The organism is Pseudomonas sp. 14P_5.3_Bac1, assembly GCF_025466135.1.
Taxonomy (GTDB): domain Bacteria; phylum Pseudomonadota; class Gammaproteobacteria; order Pseudomonadales; family Pseudomonadaceae; genus Aquipseudomonas.
This window is the reverse complement of sequence record NZ_JANLOF010000057.1, coordinates 354,918-376,930: the sequence shown is the minus strand read 5'-3', so window position 1 is coordinate 376,930 and position 22,013 is coordinate 354,918. Positions and strand designations below refer to the sequence as shown.

General features: G+C 61.0%; 21 protein-coding genes. 17 read left to right on the top strand and 4 right to left on the bottom strand.

Annotated features, from left to right (window positions below):
- Nucleotides 1-110: 110 nt before the first annotated feature.
- Together NTD89_RS15690 and NTD89_RS15685 are read left to right on the top strand one after the other, a co-directional pair.
- On the top strand, nt 111-836 hold the full coding sequence (locus NTD89_RS15690; protein ID WP_145159317.1) for a response regulator: 726 nt from the start codon (nt 111-113) through the stop codon (nt 834-836).
- Nucleotides 833-2,443, top strand: a complete 1,611-nt coding sequence (locus NTD89_RS15685; protein WP_242196164.1) for an ATP-binding protein — start codon at nt 833-835, stop codon at nt 2,441-2,443. The genes NTD89_RS15690 and NTD89_RS15685 overlap by 4 nt, the downstream gene beginning before the upstream one ends.
- Before the next feature lie 82 nt (nt 2,444-2,525).
- Here the strand turns inward: NTD89_RS15685 and NTD89_RS15680 are convergent, their stop codons facing one another.
- Nucleotides 2,526-3,242, bottom strand: coding sequence for a 4'-phosphopantetheinyl transferase (locus NTD89_RS15680; RefSeq protein ID WP_262208533.1), 717 nt, complete (start codon nt 3,240-3,242; stop codon nt 2,526-2,528).
- 138 nt (nt 3,243-3,380) lie between these two features.
- Here NTD89_RS15680 and NTD89_RS15675 point away from each other — a divergent pair, with 138 nt between their 5' ends.
- Genes NTD89_RS15675 through NTD89_RS15665 form a run of 3 tightly spaced genes read left to right on the top strand, consistent with a single transcriptional unit; the run spans nt 3,381 to nt 5,728 of the window.
- Nucleotides 3,381-3,689 (top strand): hypothetical protein, encoded by a 309-nt coding sequence (locus NTD89_RS15675; RefSeq protein ID WP_145159311.1) that lies wholly within the window; start codon nt 3,381-3,383, stop codon nt 3,687-3,689.
- An 18-nt stretch (nt 3,690-3,707) separates the two neighbouring features.
- Nucleotides 3,708-4,385, top strand: a complete 678-nt coding sequence (locus NTD89_RS15670; RefSeq protein ID WP_017138377.1) for a response regulator — start codon at nt 3,708-3,710, stop codon at nt 4,383-4,385.
- Nucleotides 4,382-5,728, top strand: coding sequence for an ATP-binding protein (locus tag NTD89_RS15665; protein ID WP_262208529.1), 1,347 nt, complete (start codon nt 4,382-4,384; stop codon nt 5,726-5,728). Before NTD89_RS15670 ends, NTD89_RS15665 begins: the two co-directional genes overlap by 4 nt.
- A 122-nt stretch (nt 5,729-5,850) precedes the next feature.
- Here NTD89_RS15665 and NTD89_RS15660 read toward each other — a convergent pair whose 3' ends face one another.
- Entirely contained in the window at nt 5,851-6,849 is a 999-nt protein-coding gene (locus NTD89_RS15660) for an AraC family transcriptional regulator (RefSeq protein ID WP_145159307.1), read from the bottom strand.
- A 340-nt stretch (nt 6,850-7,189) separates the two neighbouring features.
- Between NTD89_RS15660 and NTD89_RS15655 the strand changes: the two genes are divergently transcribed.
- From NTD89_RS15655 to NTD89_RS15645, 3 genes are all read left to right on the top strand, one after another.
- Nucleotides 7,190-8,521, top strand: a complete 1,332-nt coding sequence (locus NTD89_RS15655) for a dicarboxylate/amino acid:cation symporter (protein ID WP_145159305.1) — start codon at nt 7,190-7,192, stop codon at nt 8,519-8,521.
- 258 nt (nt 8,522-8,779) lie between these two features.
- Complete coding sequence (locus tag NTD89_RS15650; RefSeq protein WP_262208527.1) at nt 8,780-9,766, top strand: XdhC family protein; 987 nt, start codon at nt 8,780-8,782, stop codon at nt 9,764-9,766.
- Nucleotides 9,763-10,353, top strand: a complete 591-nt coding sequence (locus NTD89_RS15645; protein ID WP_262208525.1) for an NTP transferase domain-containing protein — start codon at nt 9,763-9,765, stop codon at nt 10,351-10,353. Before NTD89_RS15650 ends, NTD89_RS15645 begins: the two co-directional genes overlap by 4 nt.
- A 114-nt stretch (nt 10,354-10,467) precedes the next feature.
- On the opposite strand, the gene rne is transcribed toward NTD89_RS15645, so the two are convergent.
- On the bottom strand, nt 10,468-13,680 hold the full coding sequence (gene rne, locus NTD89_RS15640) for a ribonuclease E (RefSeq protein WP_404484396.1): 3,213 nt from the start codon (nt 13,678-13,680) through the stop codon (nt 10,468-10,470).
- Between the two features lie 759 nt (nt 13,681-14,439).
- On the opposite strand from rne, the gene rluC reads away from it, so the two are divergent.
- From rluC to NTD89_RS15625, 3 genes are read left to right on the top strand one after another with little or no spacing between them, the layout of a single operon-like run.
- Nucleotides 14,440-15,399, top strand: coding sequence for a 23S rRNA pseudouridine(955/2504/2580) synthase RluC (gene rluC, locus NTD89_RS15635; RefSeq protein ID WP_058427510.1), 960 nt, complete (start codon nt 14,440-14,442; stop codon nt 15,397-15,399).
- On the top strand, nt 15,386-16,048 hold the full coding sequence (locus NTD89_RS15630) for an HAD-IA family hydrolase (RefSeq protein ID WP_262208523.1): 663 nt from the start codon (nt 15,386-15,388) through the stop codon (nt 16,046-16,048). The genes rluC and NTD89_RS15630 overlap by 14 nt, the downstream gene beginning before the upstream one ends.
- 21 nt (nt 16,049-16,069) lie before the next feature.
- Nucleotides 16,070-17,053, top strand: a complete 984-nt coding sequence (locus tag NTD89_RS15625; protein WP_145159295.1) for a S49 family peptidase — start codon at nt 16,070-16,072, stop codon at nt 17,051-17,053.
- A gap of 130 nt (nt 17,054-17,183) precedes the next feature.
- Here the strand turns inward: NTD89_RS15625 and NTD89_RS15620 are convergent, their stop codons facing one another.
- Entirely contained in the window at nt 17,184-17,762 is a 579-nt protein-coding gene (locus tag NTD89_RS15620; RefSeq protein ID WP_242196141.1) for a Maf family protein, read from the bottom strand.
- 105 nt (nt 17,763-17,867) lie between these two features.
- On the opposite strand from NTD89_RS15620, the gene NTD89_RS15615 reads away from it, so the two are divergent.
- The 6 genes from NTD89_RS15615 (at nt 17,868) to acpP (ending at nt 21,896) form a co-directional block, all read left to right on the top strand.
- The gene (locus tag NTD89_RS15615; protein WP_032886799.1) at nt 17,868-18,398 is read left to right on the top strand and encodes a YceD family protein; all 531 of its coding nucleotides are present in this window, start codon (nt 17,868-17,870) and stop codon (nt 18,396-18,398) included.
- A 13-nt stretch (nt 18,399-18,411) separates the two neighbouring features.
- Nucleotides 18,412-18,594: a 50S ribosomal protein L32 gene (gene rpmF, locus NTD89_RS15610; protein ID WP_008152339.1), complete on the top strand. Its 183-nt coding sequence runs from the start codon at nt 18,412-18,414 to the stop codon at nt 18,592-18,594.
- Nucleotides 18,595-18,598: 4 nt separating this feature from the next.
- Nucleotides 18,599-19,609 (top strand): phosphate acyltransferase PlsX, encoded by a 1,011-nt coding sequence (gene plsX / locus NTD89_RS15605; RefSeq protein WP_262208522.1) that lies wholly within the window; start codon nt 18,599-18,601, stop codon nt 19,607-19,609.
- Nucleotides 19,610-19,753: 144 nt separating this feature from the next.
- Nucleotides 19,754-20,692 (top strand): ACP S-malonyltransferase, encoded by a 939-nt coding sequence (fabD, locus tag NTD89_RS15600; RefSeq protein WP_262208521.1) that lies wholly within the window; start codon nt 19,754-19,756, stop codon nt 20,690-20,692.
- Nucleotides 20,693-20,724: 32 nt separating this feature from the next.
- On the top strand, nt 20,725-21,468 hold the full coding sequence (gene fabG, locus NTD89_RS15595) for a 3-oxoacyl-ACP reductase FabG (protein ID WP_010566560.1): 744 nt from the start codon (nt 20,725-20,727) through the stop codon (nt 21,466-21,468).
- A gap of 191 nt (nt 21,469-21,659) precedes the next feature.
- Nucleotides 21,660-21,896, top strand: a complete 237-nt coding sequence (acpP, locus tag NTD89_RS15590) for an acyl carrier protein (protein ID WP_016973676.1) — start codon at nt 21,660-21,662, stop codon at nt 21,894-21,896.
- Nucleotides 21,897-22,013 lie beyond the last annotated feature (117 nt).

The following is a 22,013-nucleotide window of genomic DNA, read 5'->3' as shown; positions in this document are numbered from 1 at the left end:
AATGGATTTCCCGGCTTGTGCCAGAGGGCTGGCGCATGGCTACAATCGGCCTTCAATAGAGGCAGCAGTGTGTGCCCCGTAGATGACAATAATTAGAACCGAGGTAGCGCATGGAGCAAGAAGCCTGGCAGATATTGATCGTCGAGGACGACGAGCGATTGGCCGAGTTGACCCGTGATTATTTGCAGAGCAACGGCCTGCGGGTGGCGGTGGAAAGCGACGGCGCCCTGGCGGCGGCACGCATCATTGCCGAACAGCCCGACCTGGTGATCCTCGACCTGATGCTGCCCGGCGAAGATGGCCTGAGCATCTGCCGCAGTGTGCGCGAGCGCTATGACGGTGTGATCCTGATGCTCACTGCACGCACCGATGACATGGACCAGGTGCAGGGCCTGGACATGGGTGCCGATGATTACGTGTGCAAACCCGTGCGCCCGCGCCTGTTGCTGGCGCGCATCCAGGCCCTGCTGCGGCGCAGTGAGCCGGCCTTGCCGATCGCCGTGGAAAACCAGCGTCGCCTGCAATTTGGCCCCTTGGTGGTGGACAACGCTCTGCGCGAAGCCTGGCTGCACGAAGGCGGCATTGAGTTGACCAGCGCCGAATTCGACCTGCTATGGCTGCTGGTGGCGAATGCCGGGCGCATCCTGTCGCGCGAAGAGATCTTTATCGCCCTGCGCGGCATCGGCTACGACGGCCAGGACCGTTCCATCGATGTACGCATCTCACGCATTCGCCCCAAAATCGGCGACGACCCGATCCACCCGCGCCTGATCAAGACGATCCGCAGCAAAGGCTACCTGTTCGTCCCCGAAGCCGCTGCCGATATGCCGCTGTGAACTCAATCTTCCTGCGCATCTACGGCGGCATGTGCGCGGCGCTGATCCTGGTCGCATTGCTGGGCGTACTGGCCCTGCACCTGCTCAATGAAGTGCGCAGCGGCCAATACCGTGAACGCCTGGCCCACGGCACCTTCGCGTTGATGGGCGACAACCTGCAGCCCATGAGCGCCATCGAACGCCAGCGCGCCCTGGCGGTGTGGGAGCGTTTGCTGGGCATTCCCCTGGAACTGCGCACACTCACCGACGCGCAACTGGACCTGAGCCAACGCAACCGCCTGCAACGCGGCCAGGTGCTGGTCGAGCAGACCGGGCCGCATGCGGCGCGGGTGCTGCGTCTGGTCAGCGAGCAGGAACAACTGGTACTCACCGGCGAAGTGCAACAGATCAGCGAACAATTGGCCCGCGCGACGATTTACCTGCTGGCGGACGAACTGGTGCGCTTTCCGGTCGCCGAGCAGCCGCAAAAACTCGCTGACATAAAAGAAGCCAAGGGCTTTGGTTTTGACATGCACCTGATGACCCTGGACCAGGCCGACATGGACGACGATCAGCGTCGACGGGTCTCGGAAGGCGACACGGTGATGGCCCTGGGCAAGGGCGGCGATTCGATCCGCGTGTTTGCCGGCATGGTCGGGACGCCATGGGTACTGGAAATCGGCCCGCTGTACCAAATGAACCCTTACCCGCCGCAGTGGCTGATCCTGATCGCCTTGATCAGCCTGACCCTGATCGGCTTGATCGTGTATTTGTTGGTGCGCCAGCTTGAGCGGCGGCTCAAAGGGCTGGAAGCGGCGGCCACACGCATCGCCAAAGGCAATCTGGAGGTCCGCGTGCCGGCACGTGGCGCCGACTCGGTGGGGCGACTGGCGGCGGCCTTTAATGGCATGGCCGAGCACTTGCAGCAGTTACTGGCGATTCAGCGTGAGCTGGTGCGGGCGGTGTCCCACGAATTGCGCACTCCGGTGGCACGCCTGCGCTTTGGCCTGGAGATGATCGGCGACGCCGCCAGCCCCGAGGCGCGGCGCAAATACATGGACGGCATGGACAGCGATATCCAGGACCTGGATGGCCTGGTTGACGAAATGCTCACCTACGCCCGCCTGGAGCAGGGCGCGCCGGAGCTGAATTTCCAGCGGGTCGACCTCAGCGCGTTGCTCGATCAGGTGATCGGCGAATTGTCGCCACTGCGCCCTCAGGTCAACGTGGCCCGTGGTATTTGCCTGTCGTCGGCGCATTGGGACGACGCCTGGGTCGATGCCGAGCCGCGCTACCTGCACCGCGCTGTGCAAAACCTGGTGAGCAATGCGATGCGCCACGCCCAGGGCCAGGTGTTGATCAGCTACCAGGTCGGGCAGGTGCGTTGCCGCATTGATGTGGAAGATGACGGCCCCGGTGTGCCGGAAAGCGCCTGGGAGCGCATCTTTACGCCGTTTCTGCGCCTGGACGACAGCCGCACCCGCGCCTCCGGCGGGCACGGCCTGGGTTTGTCGATTGTGCGGCGGATCATCTATTGGCACGGCGGGCGGGCGTTGATCAGCAAGAGCAACAACCTGGGTGGGGCGTGTTTCAGCCTGAGTTGGCCCAGGGATCAGGAGAAGGCTTGAGATCGCTATCGCAGGCGAGCCAGCTCCCACAGTTGAAATGCATTCCAACTGTGGGAGCTGGCTTGCCAGCAATGGCGTCAGATCAGGCCCTGACGGCCACTAGACTCAACAATTGCTCACCCTCCACCGCAAACTGCCCCTCCAACTCCGTGCCATGGCACCACTCGGCAGACAGGTCGGTCAGCAGCCTTAGTCGCACCTGTCCGGTCTCGGACCACGCCACCACCTCGGCATGTTCGAAGTAAAAGCGCTTCTGCACGATCGGGTAGAGCGCCTTGAACAGGCTTTCCTTGGCCGAAAACGTCAGCGTCACCAACAAGGCGACCTGCTCGCGCGGCACGCTTGTCATGCGCTGCATTTCTTCAGCCGTAAGAATCTCCCCGGCCAGGCGTTCTGCCCGGTCCAGGGCCAGCACATTTTCCAGGTCCATCCCCAGCCCACGCCATTGCGCCTTGTGCCCGACAATCGCCGCCGCATGCCCGGTGCTGTGGGTGATTGAGCCGCTGATGTGTTCAGGCCACACCGGCGCACGGTCTTCGCCGATGGTCGGCACGCAATCGAGGTGATCGAGTTGTTGCAGGGCCGCGCGGGCGCACAGGCGGCCGGCGAGAAACTCCGCTTGGCGCTTGGCCACCGAGCGCTGGATGCTGGCCGGAGGCGGCACCGCGCAGCGCTGGAAATCACCGGCGGCTAATAAGGCCGGATCGAAACGGGTGCTCAGAAACACCGTGCCCGGCAACGGAGCGGGCAGCGGCCAATGGGCATCAAGTGGGGTGCAGCAAGCGGGTAGAGGCGTCATGCGCGGTATTTTGCGTCAGTTGGCGCGCCAGTGGATAGCCCGTCACGGTTCAGGCCCGGTTCAGAGCCCGTTCAGGGGGAGTTCAGGGGCGCCTGCGTAGTCTGGGCTCAACAGCCAAAACGCGTAGAGGTAAGCACCATGACTGCGATCAAAAAGCTGATGTTGGCGTTAACCATGCTCAGTGCCACTGCCGGCGTCCAGGCGTCGGACGGTGCATTTGCGGCCTTTGGTGGCGAGAAAACCAAGAAGTCCAGCAACCTGATCCATCGTGTCAGCTTCGAAGACGCGGGCACCCAGGCCGCGCCGTGGGGCCAGTCCCTGGGCCTGAGCGCCCCGCAACCTGCCTACCGCACCGGTTACGAACACCTGACGGGCCAATACAATGGCATTAAACTGCGCCCGCAAGACTTGCAGGGCCGCTATGATATCCCCCTGTCGGACAGTTGAATTGCCTTGGAGAGCCTTATGAAATTGCTGGTCGTGGAAGATGAGGCGCTGTTGCGTCATCACCTGTTCACCCGCCTGACCGACAGCGGGCACGTGGTTGAGGCCGTGGCCAATGCCGAGGAAGCCCTGTACCAGACCGGGCAATTCAACCATGACCTGGCCATCATCGACCTGGGCCTGCCCGGCATGGGCGGCCTGGACCTGATCCGCCAACTGCGCAGCCAGGCCAAGACCTTCCCGATCCTGATCCTCACCGCCCGCGGCAACTGGCAGGACAAGGTCGAAGGCTTGGCGGCCGGCGCTGACGACTACGTGGTCAAGCCGTTCCAGTTCGAAGAGCTGGAGGCGCGGATGAACGCCTTGTTGCGCCGCTCCAGCGGTTTCACCCAGTCGACCATTGTTGCCGGGCCCTTGCTGCTGGACCTCAATCGCAAGCAAGCGTCCCTGGATGAGCAGCCGCTGGCGCTGACCGCCTATGAGTATCGGATTCTCGAATACTTGATGCGCCACCATCAGCAAGTCGTCGCCAAGGACCGCCTGATGGAGCAGCTTTATCCCGATGACGACGAGCGCGATCCGAACGTGATCGAAGTGCTGGTCGGCCGCCTGCGCCGCAAGCTGGAAGGGCCGGCGGGGTTCAAGCCGATCGACACCGTGCGGGGCCTGGGTTACCTGTTTAATGAGCGCTGCCGTTGATACGCTCGTTACGTGTGCGCTTGATGCTGGCGGCCACCACCCTGGCCGTGTTGTTCATGCTGGGCTTATTGCCCGCCATGCAAGGGGCGTTCAGCCTGGCGCTGCAGGATTCCATCGAGCAGCGCCTGGCGTCGGACGTCACCACCCTGATTTCTGCTGCGCGCGTCGAAAACAATCGCCTGCTGATGCCTGCGCAGTTGCCGGACGAGCGTTTCAACCTCACCGATAGCCGTCTGCTTGGCTATATCTACGACCGTGAAGGCCATCTGGTATGGCGCTCACGCGCTACCCAGGAAGAAAACATCAACTACAAGCCGCGCTACGACGGGCGCGGTAATGAGTTCGCGCGCATTCGCGAGGCCAATGGTCAGGAATTTTTCGTGTATGACGTCGAGGTCAAGCTGCTGGGCGGCAAGAGCGCGGCGTTCAGTATCGTGGCCCTGCAGCCAGTGCGCGAATACCAGCTGACCCTTGAAGGCCTGCGGGAAAACCTCTATCTGGGGTTCGGCGCGGCCTTGCTGGTGTTGCTGACGTTGCTGTGGCTGGGCCTGACGTGGGGCCTGCAAGCCCTGCGGCGCCTTAGCCAGGAACTTGACCAGATCGAAGGCGGCACCCGCGAAAGCCTTTCCGAGGAGCATCCACGAGAATTGCTGCGTCTGACGGGCTCTCTCAACCGGTTGCTGCACAGCGAGCGTGAACAACGGGCGCGCTACCGCGATTCCCTCGACGACTTGGCCCATAGCCTGAAAACGCCGCTGGCCGTGTTGCAGGGTGTGAGTGAAGACATGGCCCAGCGCCCGGAAGATCGCGGCCAGGCCTGGGTATTGCAGTCGCAGATCGAACGGATGAGCCAGCAGATCGGCTACCAGTTGCAGCGTGCCAGCTTGCGTAAAAGCGGCCTGGTGCGCCACCAGGTGCGCCTTGAGCCGGTATTGCAAAGCCTGTGTGACACGCTGGACAAGGTCTATCGCGATAAACGCGTGACGGTGACCTTTGAGTTGCCGGCCGAATGCGATGTGCCGATCGAGAAAGGCGCGTTGCTCGAAATGCTCGGCAACTTGCTGGAAAACGCCTATCGCCTGTGCCTGAGCGAAGTGCGCATCAGCCTGACAGAAAGCCTCGAAGGCACCGAGCTGTGCATTGAAGATGACGGGCCTGGTGTGCCGCCTGATCAGCGTGCGCGGATCCTGCAAAGGGGCGAGCGGCTGGACCGCCAGCATCCGGGGCAGGGCATTGGTCTGGCGGTGGTCAAGGACATTATTGAAAGCTACAGCGCGCGGCTGACCTTGGGCGACTCACCCTTGGGCGGCGCGGCGTTTAAGATTCACTTTCCGGCGGTTTGATTTGTATCGCCTGGACCGGCCCCATCGCAGGCAAGCCAGCTCCCACCTTTTGATTATGTGAACCCGATCAAATGTGGGAGCTGGCTTGCCTGCGATGAGGCCAGCACACACACAACACCGCGCTAACTCTCCTGCGCCCGATACGCCCCCGGCGTCAAGCCTGTCCACTTCTTGAACGCCCGATGAAACGCCGACGGCTCGGAAAACCCCAGCTGCTCGGCAATCTCCTGCAACGACAAATCCGCTCGTCCCAAATGATAGATGGCAATGTCCCGTCGCAACTCATCCTTGAGCGCCTGAAAGCTGGTGCCTTCCTCACGTAAATGCCTGCGCAGGGTTTGAGGACTGATGTGCAGGTGCTGCGCGACCGCTTCCAGGTCCGGCCAGGGCGTGCGGTCGCGGCTCAACAGGCGGCGCAGCTGGCTGCTCAGGCTGTCGCCTTCATCCGGCCGCGACAGCAGGTCGGCGGGGGAGCGCTCGAGAAAATGCTTGAGGGTGCGTTCGTCCTGCAGCAGCGGCAAGCTCAGGTAGCGGCTGGGAAACACCAGGCTGCTGTGTGGCGCGCCGAATACCTGAGGGCAGGGAAAGAGCAGGTCATATTCGCCGGCATGGGCCGGCATCGGGTAGCTGAACGTTGCCTGTTGCAGGCGGATACGCTGGCCGATCAACCAACTGCCCAAGCGATGCCAGATCACCAGCAGGCATTCACTGAGGAAGTGATCCGGGTCCCACAACTGCGAATCGTCCAGGCTCAGCCGGGCCATATCGCCTTCTCTCGTCAGCTGCCAGCGCGGACCCTGTGGGAATAGGCTATAAAATAATAAGCCGCGTTCCAGAGCCTTCTCCAGGGTGCGGCAATGAATCAGCGCGTGGCACATCATGGCGAAAGTGCCGCGCTTGCTCGGGCCTTCGGCAAACCCCAGGTATTCGTCGTCCAGCGCCAGCCACAACCTCTGCAACAGCCGGGTAAATTGCTCGGGGGCGATGCGGGCGCGGGGTTCGGTCAACAGCTCGGGGGTGATGCCCACCTGCAGCAGCAGGCCCGAGCAGTCGTAGCCGACCCGGCGCGCACCGCCGAGGGCGGCCCGGGCGTAGTGGCTGGCGATGGTACGTTCACGCATGTGAGGGCCTCGTCCATGGAGTGGCGGATGTTAGCCATCACCGAGAGAGGCAACAAGGCGGATATCCGCCAAATTGTAGGACGAGACCGGGTGGCCTGGCGGAATTCCGCCACATCTTCCAGGGTGTACAGGGCCGTCGTCTTGCCCCCAGCCCTGATGTCTAAAGGCCTTCAGCATTTTTTAAGCGAAGTGGCACGGCGTTTGCGATACAGAAAACAGCGCAGGCCTGTTTCAGCAGACCTCGCAAACAACAAATCCCTCCAGTGCAGGAGGGTTCGCAATTCAAGTGTCGTGGGCAATGGCGGATATTTGCCACACGGTGCGATTGAGGAACTTTGCAATGACGACTCGTCAGCCACTGTACAAATCCCTGTATTTCCAGGTGATCGTTGCAATCGTTATCGGTATTTTGCTCGGTCACTTCTACCCGCAGACCGGCGTGGCGCTCAAGCCACTGGGTGACGGCTTCATCAAGCTGATCAAAATGGTCATCGCCCCGATCATCTTCTGCACCGTTGTCAGCGGCATCGCTGGCATGCAAAGCATGAAATCGGTGGGCAAAACCGGTGGCTACGCGCTGCTGTACTTCGAAGTTGTTTCAACCATCGCCCTGTTGATCGGTCTGGTCGTGGTTAACGTCGTGCAACCGGGCGCCGGCATGCACATCGACGTGGCTACCCTGGACGCCTCCAAAGTCGCGGCCTACGTGACTGCCGGTGCAGACCAGAGCGTGGTTGGCTTCATCCTTAACGTGATCCCGAACACCATCGTCGGCGCTTTCGCCAACGGCGATATCCTGCAAGTGCTGATGTTCTCGGTGATCTTCGGTTTCGCCCTGCACCGCCTGGGTGCCTACGGCAAGCCGGTGCTGGACTTCATCGATCGCTTCGCGCACGTGATGTTCAACATCATCAACATGATCATGAAGCTCGCGCCACTGGGTGCCCTGGGCGCCATGGCGTTCACCATCGGCGCCTACGGTGTAGGCTCGCTGGTACAGCTGGGTCAGCTGATGATCTGCTTCTACATCACCTGCATCCTGTTCGTGGTCGTGGTGCTGGGCGCCATCTGCCGCGCACACGGTTTCAGCGTGTTGAAGCTGGTTCGCTATATCCGTGAAGAGCTGTTGATCGTACTGGGGACTTCCTCCTCCGAATCGGCACTGCCACGCATGCTGATCAAGATGGAGCGTCTGGGCGCGAAGAAATCCGTAGTAGGCCTGGTGATCCCGACCGGCTACTCCTTCAACCTCGACGGTACTTCGATCTACCTGACCATGGCGGCCGTGTTCATCGCTCAGGCAACCGACACCCACATGGACATCACCCACCAGATCACCTTGCTGCTGGTGCTGCTGCTGTCCTCCAAAGGCGCTGCAGGCGTGACCGGTTCGGGCTTCATCGTGCTGGCGGCCACCCTGTCGGCTGTTGGCCATCTGCCGGTTGCCGGCCTGGCGCTGATCCTGGGTATCGACCGCTTCATGTCCGAAGCCCGCGCACTGACCAACCTGGTCGGTAACGCCGTTGCCACCATCGTTGTGGCCAAGTGGGTCAAGGAACTGGACACCGACAAGCTGCACAGCGAGCTGGCGTCCGGCGGCACTGGCATCTCCGACACCCGTCCGGAAGATGACCTGGGCGTGGCCGAAGGCCCAGCTCCTGCGGTTAAGTAACATGCCGAAGGCGTGAATCGCGCCAGACGCTCTGCAAACGCCCCGACTGGATCGGGGCGTTTGCGTTTCTGCGGGGTCACTTTTCGGTGCTTTTGATTTACAGTCAGTCACCGCTTCATCAAATCGCGATGAGGCTCGTATCTGCCTACGTCCGTTGGCCCTGACCGGACGATGCTGATGAAACTCACGCCGGGGTGTCCGCTCTAAAACCCATTAGCCAGCCGCATGTTTGCGCTGCAATCGCTTGCAGGAGTTTTGATGGACAGTGTGGATCTGAATGTCTTGCGCAGCGTGCTCGATTGGCGCCGCGCAGGGCGCCGAGTGGTGCTCTACAGCGTGGTCCAGACCTGGGGCAGTGCGCCGCGCCCGCCTGGGGCGATGTTGGCCTTGCGGGGCGACGGTGTCGTGATTGGGTCGGTGTCCGGTGGCTGCATCGAGGATGACTTGATCGCGCGCTTGCAGGACGGTCGCTTGCCGGACGATGGGCCACCGGTGCAACTGGTGACCTACGGCGTTACCCGGGATGAAGCTGCGCGTTTTGGCTTGCCCTGCGGCGGTACATTACGCCTGACCGAAGAGCGCGTGGACAACTGGGCTTGGGTCGCCCAATTGCTGGCGCGGTGTGAGGCGCATGAAATCGTTGCGCGCGAGTTGGACCTGGCCACTGGCGAGGTGAACTTGAGCGGTGCGAGCAAGACCGATGTCGTGACCTTCGATGGTGAACGCCTGCGCGCGATCTATGGCCCCCGTTGGCGTTTGTTGCTGATCGGTGCGGGCCAGTTGTCACGCTACGTGGCCGAGATGGCGCGGTTGCTGGATTTCGAAGTGCTGATCTGCGACCCGCGTGAAGAGTTTGTTTATGGCTGGGAAGAGCAGCACGGCCGCTTTGTGCCGGGCATGCCGGATGAGGCGGTGCTCAATATCCAGACCGATGAACGCACTGCCATCGTCTGCCTGACCCACGATCCACGCCTGGATGACATGGCGCTGCTGACGGCGCTCAATTCCACGGCGTTCTACATTGGTGCCCTTGGTTCACGGGTCAACAGCCAGAAGCGCCGAGAGAACCTGGCGGCGCTGGGCCTGTCGGCGGAGGCCATTGCCCGCTTGCATGGGCCGATCGGTTTGCACATCGGCAGTCATACACCGTCGGAAATTGCGTTGTCGTTGATGGCCGAAATCGTTGCGATCAAGAACGGCGTGGCACCACTGCAGAAAAAGCCGTTGCCGGTAGCAGCCCAATGACCGTTGCCGCGATTGTGCTGGCGGCAGGGCAGGGCAGTCGTTTTCGGGCTGAGGCGGGGGCTGATAAAGACAAGTTGCTGGCCGATTGCGTGGGCCTAGATGGTGTGACGCGGCCGGTGATCGAGCAGGTGCTCGTGAATCTGCCTGAGCGGGTTGTAAAGCGCTGGGTGGTGACTTCGCCGGACCGGCTGGAGGTGATTCGCCTGGCACAGGCTTACGGCTGTGAAGTCCTGTTGCTGCATTCTGCCGGCATGGGCGACAGCCTTGCGGCGGTGGTTGCGGCCAGTGGCGCGGCAGACGGCTGGTTGGTGGTATTGGGCGACATGCCGTTTATTCAATCATCGAGCATTGAACAGGTACTGGATGCGCTGCAGGAAGAGGGTATCAGCGTGCCGGTGCATGCGGGAGCGTGCGGCCATCCTGTGGCGTTTGGTCGTGCGTTCGGGCCAGACCTGATGGCGTTGACCGGGGATCGGGGCGCCAAGCCTCTGTTCGCTCAGGCGAAGGTAGCGCAGGTTCACGTGAATGATCCGGGGGTGCTTTGGGATGTTGATCTGCCACAGAGGCTGAATTTCAACGCCGACTGAATGTGGGAGCGGGCTTGCTCGCTCCCGTGTTGGAACTGCGCAGGTCTCAAATCAATCGCCCATAAAAAAGCCCCGCCTGATCACTCAGGCGGGGCTTTTTAGTGGCTGATGGAATCAGACGAGAGGTTTAGGCTCGTGTTCTGCTTCCAAAGCCTTTGGGGCGTGCTCAGCGGCAGCCGGGGCTGGCGCCTCGACCACTTCAGCAGCAGCCGGTGCGGCAGCAGCTGCCGCGGCGGCGGCCTCAGCTTCCCTGCGACGGCGACGCACTTCACGTGGGTCGTTCGGCGCGCGGCCATTTTCAGTCAGGGCGCTGGCAGGGGCGGCTTCAACCACCGGGGCGGCGACTTCGGCAACCACTGGTGCTTCAACCACTGGCGCAGGCTCGGCAACCACCACCGGAGCGGCTTCAACCACTTCGGCAACCGGTGCTGGCGCTTCTTCTGCCACAGGGGCAGGGGTTGGCGCTTCAACCGGAGCGGCTGGCTCGGCAGTCCACTGGAAGGCGGTCTGTTCTTCGCGAACTTCACGCACTGCCGGGGCAGCCTCTTCGACAGCCGGCGCTTCAACCACGGCTTCAACCACTGGCTGAGGCTCAACCACCGGTGCAGGCTCGACAGCGGTGACTTCCACTGCTGGTTGGGCTTCGCGAACCGATGCAACTTCCACTTCCGGCACCACTGGGGCTTCGATCGGGGTGGTTGCTTCGACGACTGGAGCTTCAACTACCGGCGTTTCAACTGCCGGGGCCTCAACCACTGGCGCTTCAACCGCTGGCGTTTCGGCGAGTGGCGCTTCTACAGCAGAGGTGTCTTCGACGGCGGCAGTGGCGCGTTCAGCTTGCTCGTGAGCCTGGGCTTCAGCAGGTGCGCTGATCACCGAGGTGGCCACGGCGGCTGTCACAGCCAGGCCGGCAGCCAGTTCGGCGCCAGTCGGTTCGGCGGTGGCGGCTTCTGCGTTTTCGCCGGACTCTTCCGAGCCTTCGATGACATTGCCGTTGGCGTCACGTTGACGCTCGCGACGGTTGCTGCGACGACGCTGGCCCCGGGAGCGACGACGTGGACGATCGCCTTCGGCGTTGTCCTGGCCGTCTTCCTGCAGTTGCTCTTCGCCCGTCAGCACTTCTTCTTCGCTGGCGGCAGCGGCTTGCTCGGCGCGTGGTTGACGCTCTTCACGCGGTGGGCGCGGCTGGCGCTCTTCACGTGGGGCGCGTTCTTCACGCGGCTGGCGAGCCGGGCGTTCTTCGCTGGCGGCTTCGGCAGCCACGGCTGGCGCTGCGTCCAGTGGCTCGCGCAGTTCACGCACACGTTCTTCACGCTCGCCACGTGGCTTGCGGTCTTCACGAGGGGCGCGTGGGGTACGTGGTGCGCGCTCTTCACGCGGTGCACGTTCTTCACGGGCTACGGTCGGGGTTTCTTCGCGGGCTTCGCGAGGTGCACGCTCTTCACGTGGCGCGCGTTCTTCACGCGGTGCACGTTCCTCGCGCGGCTTGCGCTCTTCATCACGGCGACCGTTGCGGTTACGGCTTTGCTGGCGACCGTTGCGACGTTCTTCGTTACGGGCCGGGCGCTCGGTGGCAGGTTTTTCAACCACTACCGGAGCAACAGGCTCTTCCTTGGTGGCGAACAGGCTGACCAGCGATTTCACCAGGCCTTTGAACAGGCTTGGCTCAGGCAGGGCGGCTGGCGCGGCAACCGGGGCGGCTACCTCGGCAGGTACCGGTGCGTTGGCACGCGCCGGCGCGGTCTTCACGGCAGCTTCCTGGCGAACCAGGGTGCGGGTTGCGGCAGCTGGCTGGACTTCTTCCACTTCAGCCGCAGCAGCAGCGATTTCGTAGCTGGACTGGCCGCTGTGGGCTTCCGGACTGTCATCACGTAAGCGCTGCACTTCGAAGTGCGGCGTTTCGAGGTGATCGTTCGGCAGGATAACGATACGGGCACGGGTGCGCAGTTCGATCTTGGTGATCGAGTTGCGTTTTTCGTTGAGCAGGAAAGCTGCAACCGGGATCGGCACTTGGGCGCGGACTTCGGCGGTGCGGTCTTTCAGGGCTTCTTCTTCGATCAGGCGCAGGATCGCCAGGGACAGCGATTCAACGTCACGGATGATGCCGGTGCCGTTGCAACGCGGGCAGACGATGCCGCTGCTTTCGCCCAGGGATGGACGCAGGCGCTGACGGGACATTTCCAGCAGGCCGAAGCGCGAGATGCGGCCGACCTGTACGCGGGCACGGTCAGCTTCCAGGCATTCGCGGACTTTTTCTTCCACGGCGCGCTGGTTTTTGGCCGGGGTCATGTCGATGAAGTCGATCACGATCAGGCCGCCGATGTCACGCAGGCGCAGCTGGCGAGCGATTTCTTCAGCCGCTTCCAGGTTGGTCTGCAGGGCGGTTTCTTCGATGTCGCTGCCTTTGGTCGCACGCGCCGAGTTGATGTCGATGGACACCAGGGCTTCGGTCGGGTCGATCACAATGGAGCCACCGGAAGGCAGTTCGACGACGCGCTGGAAGGCGGTCTCGATCTGGCTTTCGATCTGGAAACGGTTGAACAGCGGAACGCTGTCTTCGTACAGCTTGATCTTGCTGGCGTACTGCGGCATTACCTGGCGGATGAAGGTCAGGGCTTCGTCCTGGGCTTCAACGCTGTCGATCAGCACTTCGCCGATGTCCTGGCGCAGGTAATCGCGGATGGCGCGGATGATCACGTTGCTTTCCTGGTAGATCAGGAACGGCGCGGAACGATCCAGGGACGCTTCTTTAATAGCGGTCCACAGTTGCAGCAGGTAGTCGAGGTCCCACTGCATTTCTTCGCTGCTGCGGCCAAGGCCGGCAGTGCGCACGATCAGGCCCATGTCGGCTGGTGCAATCAAGCCGTTCAGCGCTTCACGCAGTTCGTTGCGCTCTTCGCCTTCGATGCGACGGGAAATACCGCCGGCACGCGGGTTGTTCGGCATCAGCACCAGGTAACGGCCGGCGAGGCTGATGAAAGTGGTCAGGGCGGCGCCCTTGTTGCCACGTTCTTCTTTTTCGACCTGAACGATGACTTCCTGGCCTTCGCTCAGGACGTCCTTGATGTTCACGCGGCCTTCTGGGGCTTTCTTGAAGTATTCGCGGGAGATTTCTTTGAGGGGCAGGAAGCCGTGGCGCTCGGAGCCGAAATCGACAAAGGCAGCCTCAAGGCTTGGTTCGATGCGAGTAATACGGCCTTTATAGATGTTGGCCTTCTTTTGCTCGCGTGCACCGGATTCGATGTCCAGGTCGTAGAGGCGTTGGCCATCTACCAGTGCAACACGCAACTCTTCGGGTTGAGTTGCGTTAATCAGCATTCTTTTCATGTTGTACCGTCGGTTTCCGGGCTGCCGGAAACGGCGTTCGGCACACACGACTTCTCACGGTCGGTGTCAGGTGCGTCAAGAGTGGTTGGCCACTCCAGTGTCCAGCAATAACGAGCCAATTGGGCCAGTATCGCGACGGACGCGTCCTGCTTGTTAGCGGTGGTGACAAAGGCACCACTTCAACAAAAGCTAAGGTCAGGAGGAGGAATCAACCGGCGACTGTGGACGAGATGAAGCGTCTAAATATAAGCCTAGTGCTACACGGTCCGACGGTTGTGCATCTCCACCCTACACGTATCCCTGATAATTCGGGTGCTGCCGCGCGCAGAATCCGCAGCGGGTTGGCATTTACCGTGTTCTCCAATGGGGAGTCCACGCTCATGGCTAAACAAGACTAGGTGTGGGCGACTGCGCTCTCACTCAGCTCTTAACAGGCGTTGTTTCCGAAGCTTTCGCCATGGTCTGGCTCAAGACTGACTGCACTTTGTGAACTGGCCGTAAATATCGGCGCAGAACGCGAGTATTCACTCTGCTTTCTGCACTCGCTTCAGGCCTCATGTCACCTGCGCTTGTTACAATCTCGAGCCTTCCAAGGTGGCAAAAGCCCCGTAGGACGGCCTCGCGTCCTGATGAATTGCGATGGTCAGGGCCGGCAGTTTGCCGCATATCCTCTGTCCAGGCCGCTTTTGGCGGCGTTCGCGACTATAGCAGCAATGATTAAGTGCTTCAATTCCATAAAAAATTGTTATCATCGCCGCCATGACGACTACCGCCCCCCAGACCCCCAGCGTCCAGCTGCTCGAGGTCTCGCCGGAATATGCCGGCCAACGCATCGACAATTTTCTCCTGGCCAGGCTCAAAGGCGTGCCCAAGACCTTGATTTACCGCATCTTGCGTAAAGGCGAAGTGCGCGTGAACAAGGGCCGCATCAAGCCCGAGTACAAGCTGCAGGCGGGCGATATCGTCCGTGTGCCGCCGGTTCGCGTGCCTGAGCGTGACGAACCCGTGCCGCTGGCCCAAGGCCTGCTGCAGCGCCTTGAGGCTTCAATTGTTTTCGAAGACAGCAAGCTGATCGTGATCAACAAACCGTGCGGCATTGCGGTGCACGGCGGCAGCGGCCTGAATTTCGGCGTGATCGAAGCGTTTCGTCAGTTGCGCCCGGATGCCAAGGAGCTGGAGTTGGTCCACCGCCTGGACCGCGACACCTCCGGTCTGCTGATGATCGCCAAAAAGCGCAGCATGTTGCGCCACCTGCACACCGCCCTGCGTGGCGATGGTGTCGACAAGCGCTACATGGCGCTGGTGCGTGGCAACTGGGCGAGCTCGATCAAAAGCGTTCGTGCGCCGCTGCAAAAGAGCAACCTGCGCTCCGGCGAGCGTATGGTTGAAGTGGACGAGGAGGGCAAAGAAGCCCTGACCCTGTTCAAGGTGCTGCGCCGTTTCGGTGACTTCGCCACCATGGTCGAGGCTAAGCCAGTGACCGGGCGTACTCACCAGATTCGCGTGCATACCCTGCACGCAGGCCACTGCATCGCCGGCGACACCAAGTACGGTGACGAGGATTTCTCCAAGGAAATCCGCGACCTGGGCGGCAAGCGCCTGTTCCTTCACGCCTACATGCTGACGGTTCCACTGCCTGATGGCGGTGAGTTGAAGCTGCAGGCGCCGGTCGACGAGATGTGGGCCAAGACCGTGGAGCGTTTGAGTGTCGCACCTTGATTACAAACTGCTGATCTTTGACTGGGACGGCACCCTGTGCGATTCCATCGGGCGGATCGTGGAATCAATGCACGCAGCTTCAACCCGCTCGGGCTTTGCGTTGTGCACCGATCTCGCGGTCAAAGGCATCATCGGCCTGGGCTTGCCTGAAGCCATCCGTACCCTGTACCCCAAGATCAGTGACGCTGAGCTGGTGACCTTTCGCGATCATTACGCCGAACACTACATCGCGCTGGAGGCCACGCCTTCGCCGCTGTTCGACGGTGTGGTGCAATCGCTGGAGGCCTTTCGTGCCCAGGGTTATCACTTGGCAGTCGCCACCGGCAAAGCCCGTCGCGGGTTGGACCGGGTCCTTAAGGCGCACAACTTCGAAGATTATTTCGACATCACCCGGGCGGCGGATGAAACCGCCAGCAAGCCTCATCCTCTGATGCTTGAGCAGATCCTTGCCCATTGTGGTGTGTCGCCGCGCCAGGCGTTGATGGTAGGCGATGCCTCCTTCGACCTGATGATGGCGCGCAATGCTGGCATGGACAGTGTGGCGGTCAGCTACGGCGCTCAGGCTGCCGAGGCCTTGCAGCAGTACGAGCCGAGGCTGACGATTGATCATTTTTCCGAACTGCAGGCCTGGCTCAGCCGGGCCCAATAAGTCTTTGCTGGGGTTAATGGCATGAGTGACGAGTGGAAGGCGCCGGAAAAGGCGGATAGCAGCGATGATAAAAGCTGGAAGCTGCTGGAGAAGACTCTCCTGGCCAGCGTTCAGGAACAGCGCCGTGCGCGGCGTTGGGGGATTTTCTTCAAGCTGCTGACCTTTATCTGGCTGCTCGCGATGCTGGTGCTGTTCAGTCCACTGATGGACATGGAAAAAAGCGCCACCCGTGGCAGCAACTACACCGCCTTGATCGAAGTGCGTGGCGTGATCGCCGACAAAGAGTCCGCCAGCGCCGACAATATTGTCAGCAGCCTGCGCGCGGCGTTTGAAGACCCGAAGGTCAAGGGTGTGATCCTGCGCATCAACAGCCCAGGTGGCAGTCCGGTGCAGTCGGGTTACGTGTATGACGAGATTCGCCGTCTGCGCGGCCTGCACCCGGATATCAAGGTGTATGCGGTGATTTCCGACCTGGGCGCCTCGGGCGCCTATTACATCGCCAGCGCCGCTGACCAGATCTACGCCGACAAGGCCAGCCTGGTCGGCTCCATTGGCGTGACGGCGGCCGGTTATGGCTTCGTCGGCACCATGGAGAAACTGGGGGTTGAGCGTCGCACTTACACCTCGGGTGAGCACAAAGCATTCCTCGACCCGTTCCAGCCGCAAAAAGCCGATGAAACCCAGTTCTGGCAGGGCGTGCTCGATACCACTCACCGTCAGTTCATTGCCAGCGTGAAGCAGGGGCGTGGCGATCGTCTGAAGGACAAAGACCATCCGGAGCTGTTCTCCGGCCTGGTGTGGTCGGGTGAGCAGGCGTTGCCGCTGGGCTTGATCGATGGGCTGGGCAGTGCCAGCTCGGTGGCGCGGGACGTGATTGGCGAGAAGGAATTGGTGGATTTCACTGTTCAGGAATCGCCGTTTGATCGCTTCTCCAAGAAGCTGGGTGCCAGTGTGGCCGAGAAATTGGCTATGTACATGGGCTTCCAGGGCCCGACGTTGCGCTGATACCTCGAAAGCGACAGGGTTCAAACTGTGGGAGCTGGCTTGCCTGCGATAGCGTCACCTCGGCTCGACTGATGTTCCGAGGTGTGTGCATCGCAGGCAAGCCAGCTCCCACATTGGTTTTGTGGTGGGCTTAGGGGATCTGTACGCCTTCGGCCAGCAGCATGTCCACCAGGCGAATCAGTGGCAGGCCGATCAGGCTGGTCGCATCCGGCCCTTCGGTGCTCTGGAACAAGCTCACGCCCAGTCCCTCGGCCTTGAAGCTGCCGGCGCAGTCATAAGGTTGCTCGATCCGAAGATAACGCTCGATGCGTTCAGCGCTCAGTTCGCGCATGTGCACCGTAAACGGTACGCAGTCGACCTGGCAGTGCCCGGTCTCGCTGTTCAGCAGCGCCAGCCCGGTAAGGAAGCTGACACGCTTGCCGCTCGCTGCCAGCAGTTGCGCGCGCGCGTTCTCGAAGGTGTGGGGCTTGCCGATGATCCTGCCCTCCAGAGCAGCGACCTGATCGGAGCCAATGATCAAATGCCCCGGATGGCTGCCGGCGAGGGCGCGAGCTTTCTGTTCGGCCAGGCGCTTGACCAGCTCAATGGCGGATTCATTTTCACGGTGGCTTTCGTCGATATCCGGCGAGCTGCAGATGAACGGCAGGTGCAGGCGGCTCAGTAATTCCCGGCGATAAACCGAGCTGGATGCAAGTAATAAAGGCAGCATAGGCGTCTCCTCAGAGCAGCCGGGGATTCTAGCGGGGTGACCGGCTGACGCACAGGGCTGAATTTCCTTTGACATGGCCGGGTGCATCCCTATAATGCTGCGCCTATGTTGAATGACCCGATTCCACCTCACGTTGACCCGCGCAAATTGGCAGATCGTGGCACTTCCCTTCAAGGTGAATTGCTGCTGGCCGATTTGGAGAGACTCTGCGACCCGCTTTCCGACACTGTCGGTACGGTGCAGGCCAAATTTGTTTTTGAACGAGATGAACGTAAGTCTGTGGTAATCCACAGTTTTATCGACACCGAAGTCAAAATGGTTTGTCAGCGTTGTCTTGAGCTGGTCACCCTGCCGATTCACAGCGAATGCAGTTACGCTGTGGTGAAGGAGGGTGCGAATACCCAGTCGTTGCCGAAAGGTTATGACGTGCTGGAACTGGGCGAAGATCCTTTGGATCTGCATGCACTGATCGAGGAGGAGCTTTTGCTCGCCTTGCCCATTGTGCCTGCTCATCATCCGGAAGAATGCCAGCAGCCGGAGGGTCTCGATGACGAGGCCGAGCCGAGCGAGGACGAGGTAACGCGGTCCAACCCGTTCAGTGTATTGGCGCAGTTAAAGCGTGACCCAAACGTTTAGGAGTTAATCAATTATGGCTGTTCAGCAGAACAAAAAATCCCGCTCTGCCCGTGACATGCGTCGTTCGCACGATGCCCTGACGGCAAGCACTCTGTCTGTAGAAAAAACCACCGGTGAAATTCACCTGCGTCACCACGTATCGCCAGAAGGCGTATACCGTGGTCGTAAAGTGATCGACAAGGGCGCTGACGAGTAATCACTTGTCTGCTCAAGTCATCGCGATTGACGCAATGGGCGGGGACTTCGGTCCCCGCAGCATTGTTCAGGCCTGCATTGCCAGCCTGTCTGCTACGCCCTCGCTGCACCTGACCCTCGTCGGTCAACCCTCCCTTCTTGAAGAATTGATTGCCAGCCATCCGGCGGTGGATCGCGCGCGCCTGACGATTACGCCAGCCAGTCAAACCATCAGCATGGATGACAAACCGGCGGCAGCCCTGCGTGGCAAGCCCGACTCTTCAATGCGGGTGGCGCTTGAACTGTTGCGTGATGCCAAGGTGCAAGCCTGTGTCAGTGCCGGCAATACAGGAGCCTTGATGGCGTTGTCGCGGCATGTGCTCAAGACACTGCCCGGGATCGATCGCCCGGCGATGGTCGCGGCCATCCCCACACAAAAAGGCTACTGCCAACTGCTGGACCTGGGTGCGAACGTCGATTGCAGTGCCGAGCACCTGTTCCAGTTCGCGGTGATGGGCTCGGTGGCCGCTGAGGCGTTGGGCGTGACCCGGCCGAGGGTGGCGTTGCTGAATATCGGCACCGAAGACATCAAGGGCAATCAGCAGGTCAAGCTCGCCGCCACCTTGCTGCAAAATGCGCGGGGGGTGAACTACGTCGGGTTTGTCGAAGGTGACGGTGTGTACCGTGGCGAAGCCGATGTGGTGGTGTGCGATGGGTTTGTCGGCAATATCCTGCTCAAGTCCAGCGAAGGCCTGGCAACCATGATCGCTACGCGTATCGAAGCCTTGTTCAAGCAGAGCCTCGCCTCACGCATGGTCGGCGCCCTGGCGCTGCCATTGATGCGCCGCTTGCAGGCCGACCTGGCGCCGGCGCGGCACAATGGTGCGAGCTTTCTGGGGTTGCAGGGCATTGTGGTGAAAAGCCATGGCTCGGCGGGGGTGCAAGGTTTTCAAAGTGCGATTGCGCGGGCGCTGATCGAGATCCAGGAAAACCTGCCGCAACGCTTGCACGGCCGTCTTGAAGACTTGTTGCCTTAGGCGAATTGGCCCGGGAATGCTTAAATGTGACCGGCCAGTTCAATTGACCATCCAATCTGTCAGTTTCGTGCGCTCCCACCCGTGGATTCATCTCAAAATCGGGAGCGTTCATTTTTGACGACCAGATCATTAGGGGCTTGTTACATGTCTACATCCCTCGCATTCGTCTTTCCAGGGCAGGGTTCGCAGTCCCTCGGCATGTTGGCCGAGTTGGGCGCGCAACATCCGTTGATCCTGGACACCTTCAAGGAAGCTTCCGACGCCCTGGGTTACGACCTGTGGGCGCTGACCCAGCAAGGGCCGGAAGAACAACTCAATCAAACCGATAAAACCCAGCCGGCCATCCTCACCGCGTCGATCGCGCTGTGGCGCCTGTGGCTGGCTGAAGGTGGCGCGCGCCCGGCTTACGTGGCCGGTCACAGCCTGGGCGAATACAGCGCCCTGGTGGCGGCGGGCAGCCTGACCCTGGCTGAAGCCGTCAAGTTGGTCGAGCGTCGTGGTCAACTGATGCAAGAAGCCGTTCCGGCCGGGCAGGGCGGCATGGCCGCTATCCTGGGTCTGGACGACGCCGTGGTGATCGAAGCCTGCGCCGAAGCGGCCCAAGGCGAAGTGGTCAGCGCGGTGAACTTCAACTCGCCTGGCCAGGTGGTAATTGCCGGCGCCAAGGCCGCCGTTGAACGTGCCATCGAAGGTTGCAAGGCTCGTGGCGCCAAGCGCGCCTTGCCATTGCCGGTCAGCGTGCCGTCCCACTGTGAGCTGATGCGCCCGGCTGCCGAGCGGTTTGCCGAGTCCATCGCCGCCATCAACTGGCAGGCGCCGCAGATTCCGCTGGTGCAGAACGTCAGCGCGGCCGTTGCCGCCGACCTCGAGACCCTCAAGCGCGACCTGCTGGAGCAACTCTACAAGCCTGTGCGCTGGGTTGAGTCGGTCCAGACCCTGGCGGCCAAGGGTGCCACCGAGCTTGTCGAGTGTGGCCCGGGCAAGGTCCTGGCTGGCCTGAACAAGCGCTGCGCCGACGGCGTCTCGACTGCCAACCTCAATACCCCGGATGCCTTCGCTGCCGCCCGCGCGGCACTGGCCTGAATCCCTGATCCCCGAACTTAGGAGAAGCCTGCATGAGTCTGCAAGGTAAAGTTGCACTGGTTACCGGCGCGAGCCGTGGCATTGGCCAGGCGATCGCCCTGGAACTGGGCCGTCAGGGCGCCGTAGTCATCGGCACCGCGACATCCGCCTCGGGTGCCGAGCGTATCGCCGCCACCTTGAAGGAAAACGGCGTTCAGGGCACGGGCCTTGAGCTGAACGTGACCAGCGATGAGTCGGTTGCCGCTGTGCTGGCGCAAATCACTGCACAATTTGGCGCACCGGCTATTCTGGTGAACAACGCCGGTATCACCCGCGATAACCTGATGATGCGCATGAAAGACGACGAGTGGTACGACGTGGTCGATACCAACTTGAACAGTCTGTTTCGCCTGTCCAAGGGCGTTTTGCGTGGCATGACCAAGGCGCGTTGGGGCCGAATTATCAATATTGGCTCCGTAGTGGGTGCCATGGGCAACGCAGGCCAAGTAAACTACGCGGCGGCCAAAGCCGGTCTGGAAGGTTTCAGCCGTGCATTGGCGCGTGAAGTCGGTTCGCGGTCGATTACGGTCAACTCGGTGGCCCCAGGGTTCATCGACACCGATATGACCCGCGAACTGCCGGAAGCACAGCGTGAAGCGTTGCTGACGCAGATTCCGCTGGGCCGTCTGGGCCAGGCTCAAGAGATCGCAAATGTGGTCACTTTCCTGGCATCCGACGGTGCGGCATACGTGACTGGGGCTACAATCCCGGTGAACGGCGGGATGTACATGAGTTAAATTGTGACGGATCGCTTCAAAAAAATGTCATACGAGCTGTCTAAAATCCGTTATAAAGCTGCAACTTAATTTATAGGCTGGTGGCCGACCGGGTACAGGGTGAAGCTTTCAGTTGAAAAGCTGAAATGGCTTTCTATACACTTACCCACTGGCCAGCTGCCTGAATTTGTCCATTAGGAGTTAAACAAGGTATGAGCACCATCGAAGAACGCGTCAAGAAAATCGTCGCCGAGCAACTGGGCGTTAAAGAAGAAGAAGTGACCAACAGCGCTTCCTTCGTAGAAGACCTGGGTGCCGATTCCCTTGACACCGTTGAGCTGGTGATGGCTCTGGAAGAGGAATTCGAGACCGAAATCCCGGACGAAGAAGCTGAAAAAATCACTACTGTTCAAGCTGCTATCGACTACGTTACTGCCCACCAGGCGTAATAGTTTGTAGTCGTCGCTTGCTGTTAGGGAAAAACCGCACTGCTGTAACGGCGTGCGGTTTTTTCTTTAGCTCTGATGAAACTTCAGCGCTGATAAAATGCGTGCTGAAGCGAAGTG

Excerpts from the sequence above, each read along its gene's own strand:
- NTD89_RS15690 (WP_145159317.1), top strand. The coding sequence starts at position 111 with ATGGAGCAAGAAGCCTGGCAGATATTGATCGTCGAGGACGACGAGCGA.
- NTD89_RS15680 (WP_262208533.1), bottom strand. The coding sequence starts at position 3,242 with ATGACGCCTCTACCCGCTTGCTGCACCCCACTTGATGCCCATTGGCCG.
- NTD89_RS15675 (WP_145159311.1), top strand. The coding sequence starts at position 3,381 with ATGACTGCGATCAAAAAGCTGATGTTGGCGTTAACCATGCTCAGTGCC.
- NTD89_RS15670 (WP_017138377.1), top strand. The coding sequence starts at position 3,708 with ATGAAATTGCTGGTCGTGGAAGATGAGGCGCTGTTGCGTCATCACCTG.
- NTD89_RS15660 (WP_145159307.1), bottom strand. The coding sequence starts at position 6,849 with ATGCGTGAACGTACCATCGCCAGCCACTACGCCCGGGCCGCCCTCGGC.
- NTD89_RS15655 (WP_145159305.1), top strand. The coding sequence starts at position 7,190 with ATGACGACTCGTCAGCCACTGTACAAATCCCTGTATTTCCAGGTGATC.
- NTD89_RS15650 (WP_262208527.1), top strand. The coding sequence starts at position 8,780 with ATGGACAGTGTGGATCTGAATGTCTTGCGCAGCGTGCTCGATTGGCGC.
- NTD89_RS15645 (WP_262208525.1), top strand. The coding sequence starts at position 9,763 with ATGACCGTTGCCGCGATTGTGCTGGCGGCAGGGCAGGGCAGTCGTTTT.
- rne (WP_404484396.1), bottom strand. The coding sequence starts at position 13,680 with ATGAAAAGAATGCTGATTAACGCAACTCAACCCGAAGAGTTGCGTGTT.
- rluC (WP_058427510.1), top strand. The coding sequence starts at position 14,440 with ATGACGACTACCGCCCCCCAGACCCCCAGCGTCCAGCTGCTCGAGGTC.
- NTD89_RS15625 (WP_145159295.1), top strand. The coding sequence starts at position 16,070 with ATGAGTGACGAGTGGAAGGCGCCGGAAAAGGCGGATAGCAGCGATGAT.
- NTD89_RS15620 (WP_242196141.1), bottom strand. The coding sequence starts at position 17,762 with ATGCTGCCTTTATTACTTGCATCCAGCTCGGTTTATCGCCGGGAATTA.
- NTD89_RS15615 (WP_032886799.1), top strand. The coding sequence starts at position 17,868 with ATGTTGAATGACCCGATTCCACCTCACGTTGACCCGCGCAAATTGGCA.
- rpmF (WP_008152339.1), top strand. The coding sequence starts at position 18,412 with ATGGCTGTTCAGCAGAACAAAAAATCCCGCTCTGCCCGTGACATGCGT.
- fabD (WP_262208521.1), top strand. The coding sequence starts at position 19,754 with ATGTCTACATCCCTCGCATTCGTCTTTCCAGGGCAGGGTTCGCAGTCC.
- fabG (WP_010566560.1), top strand. The coding sequence starts at position 20,725 with ATGAGTCTGCAAGGTAAAGTTGCACTGGTTACCGGCGCGAGCCGTGGC.
- acpP (WP_016973676.1), top strand. The coding sequence starts at position 21,660 with ATGAGCACCATCGAAGAACGCGTCAAGAAAATCGTCGCCGAGCAACTG.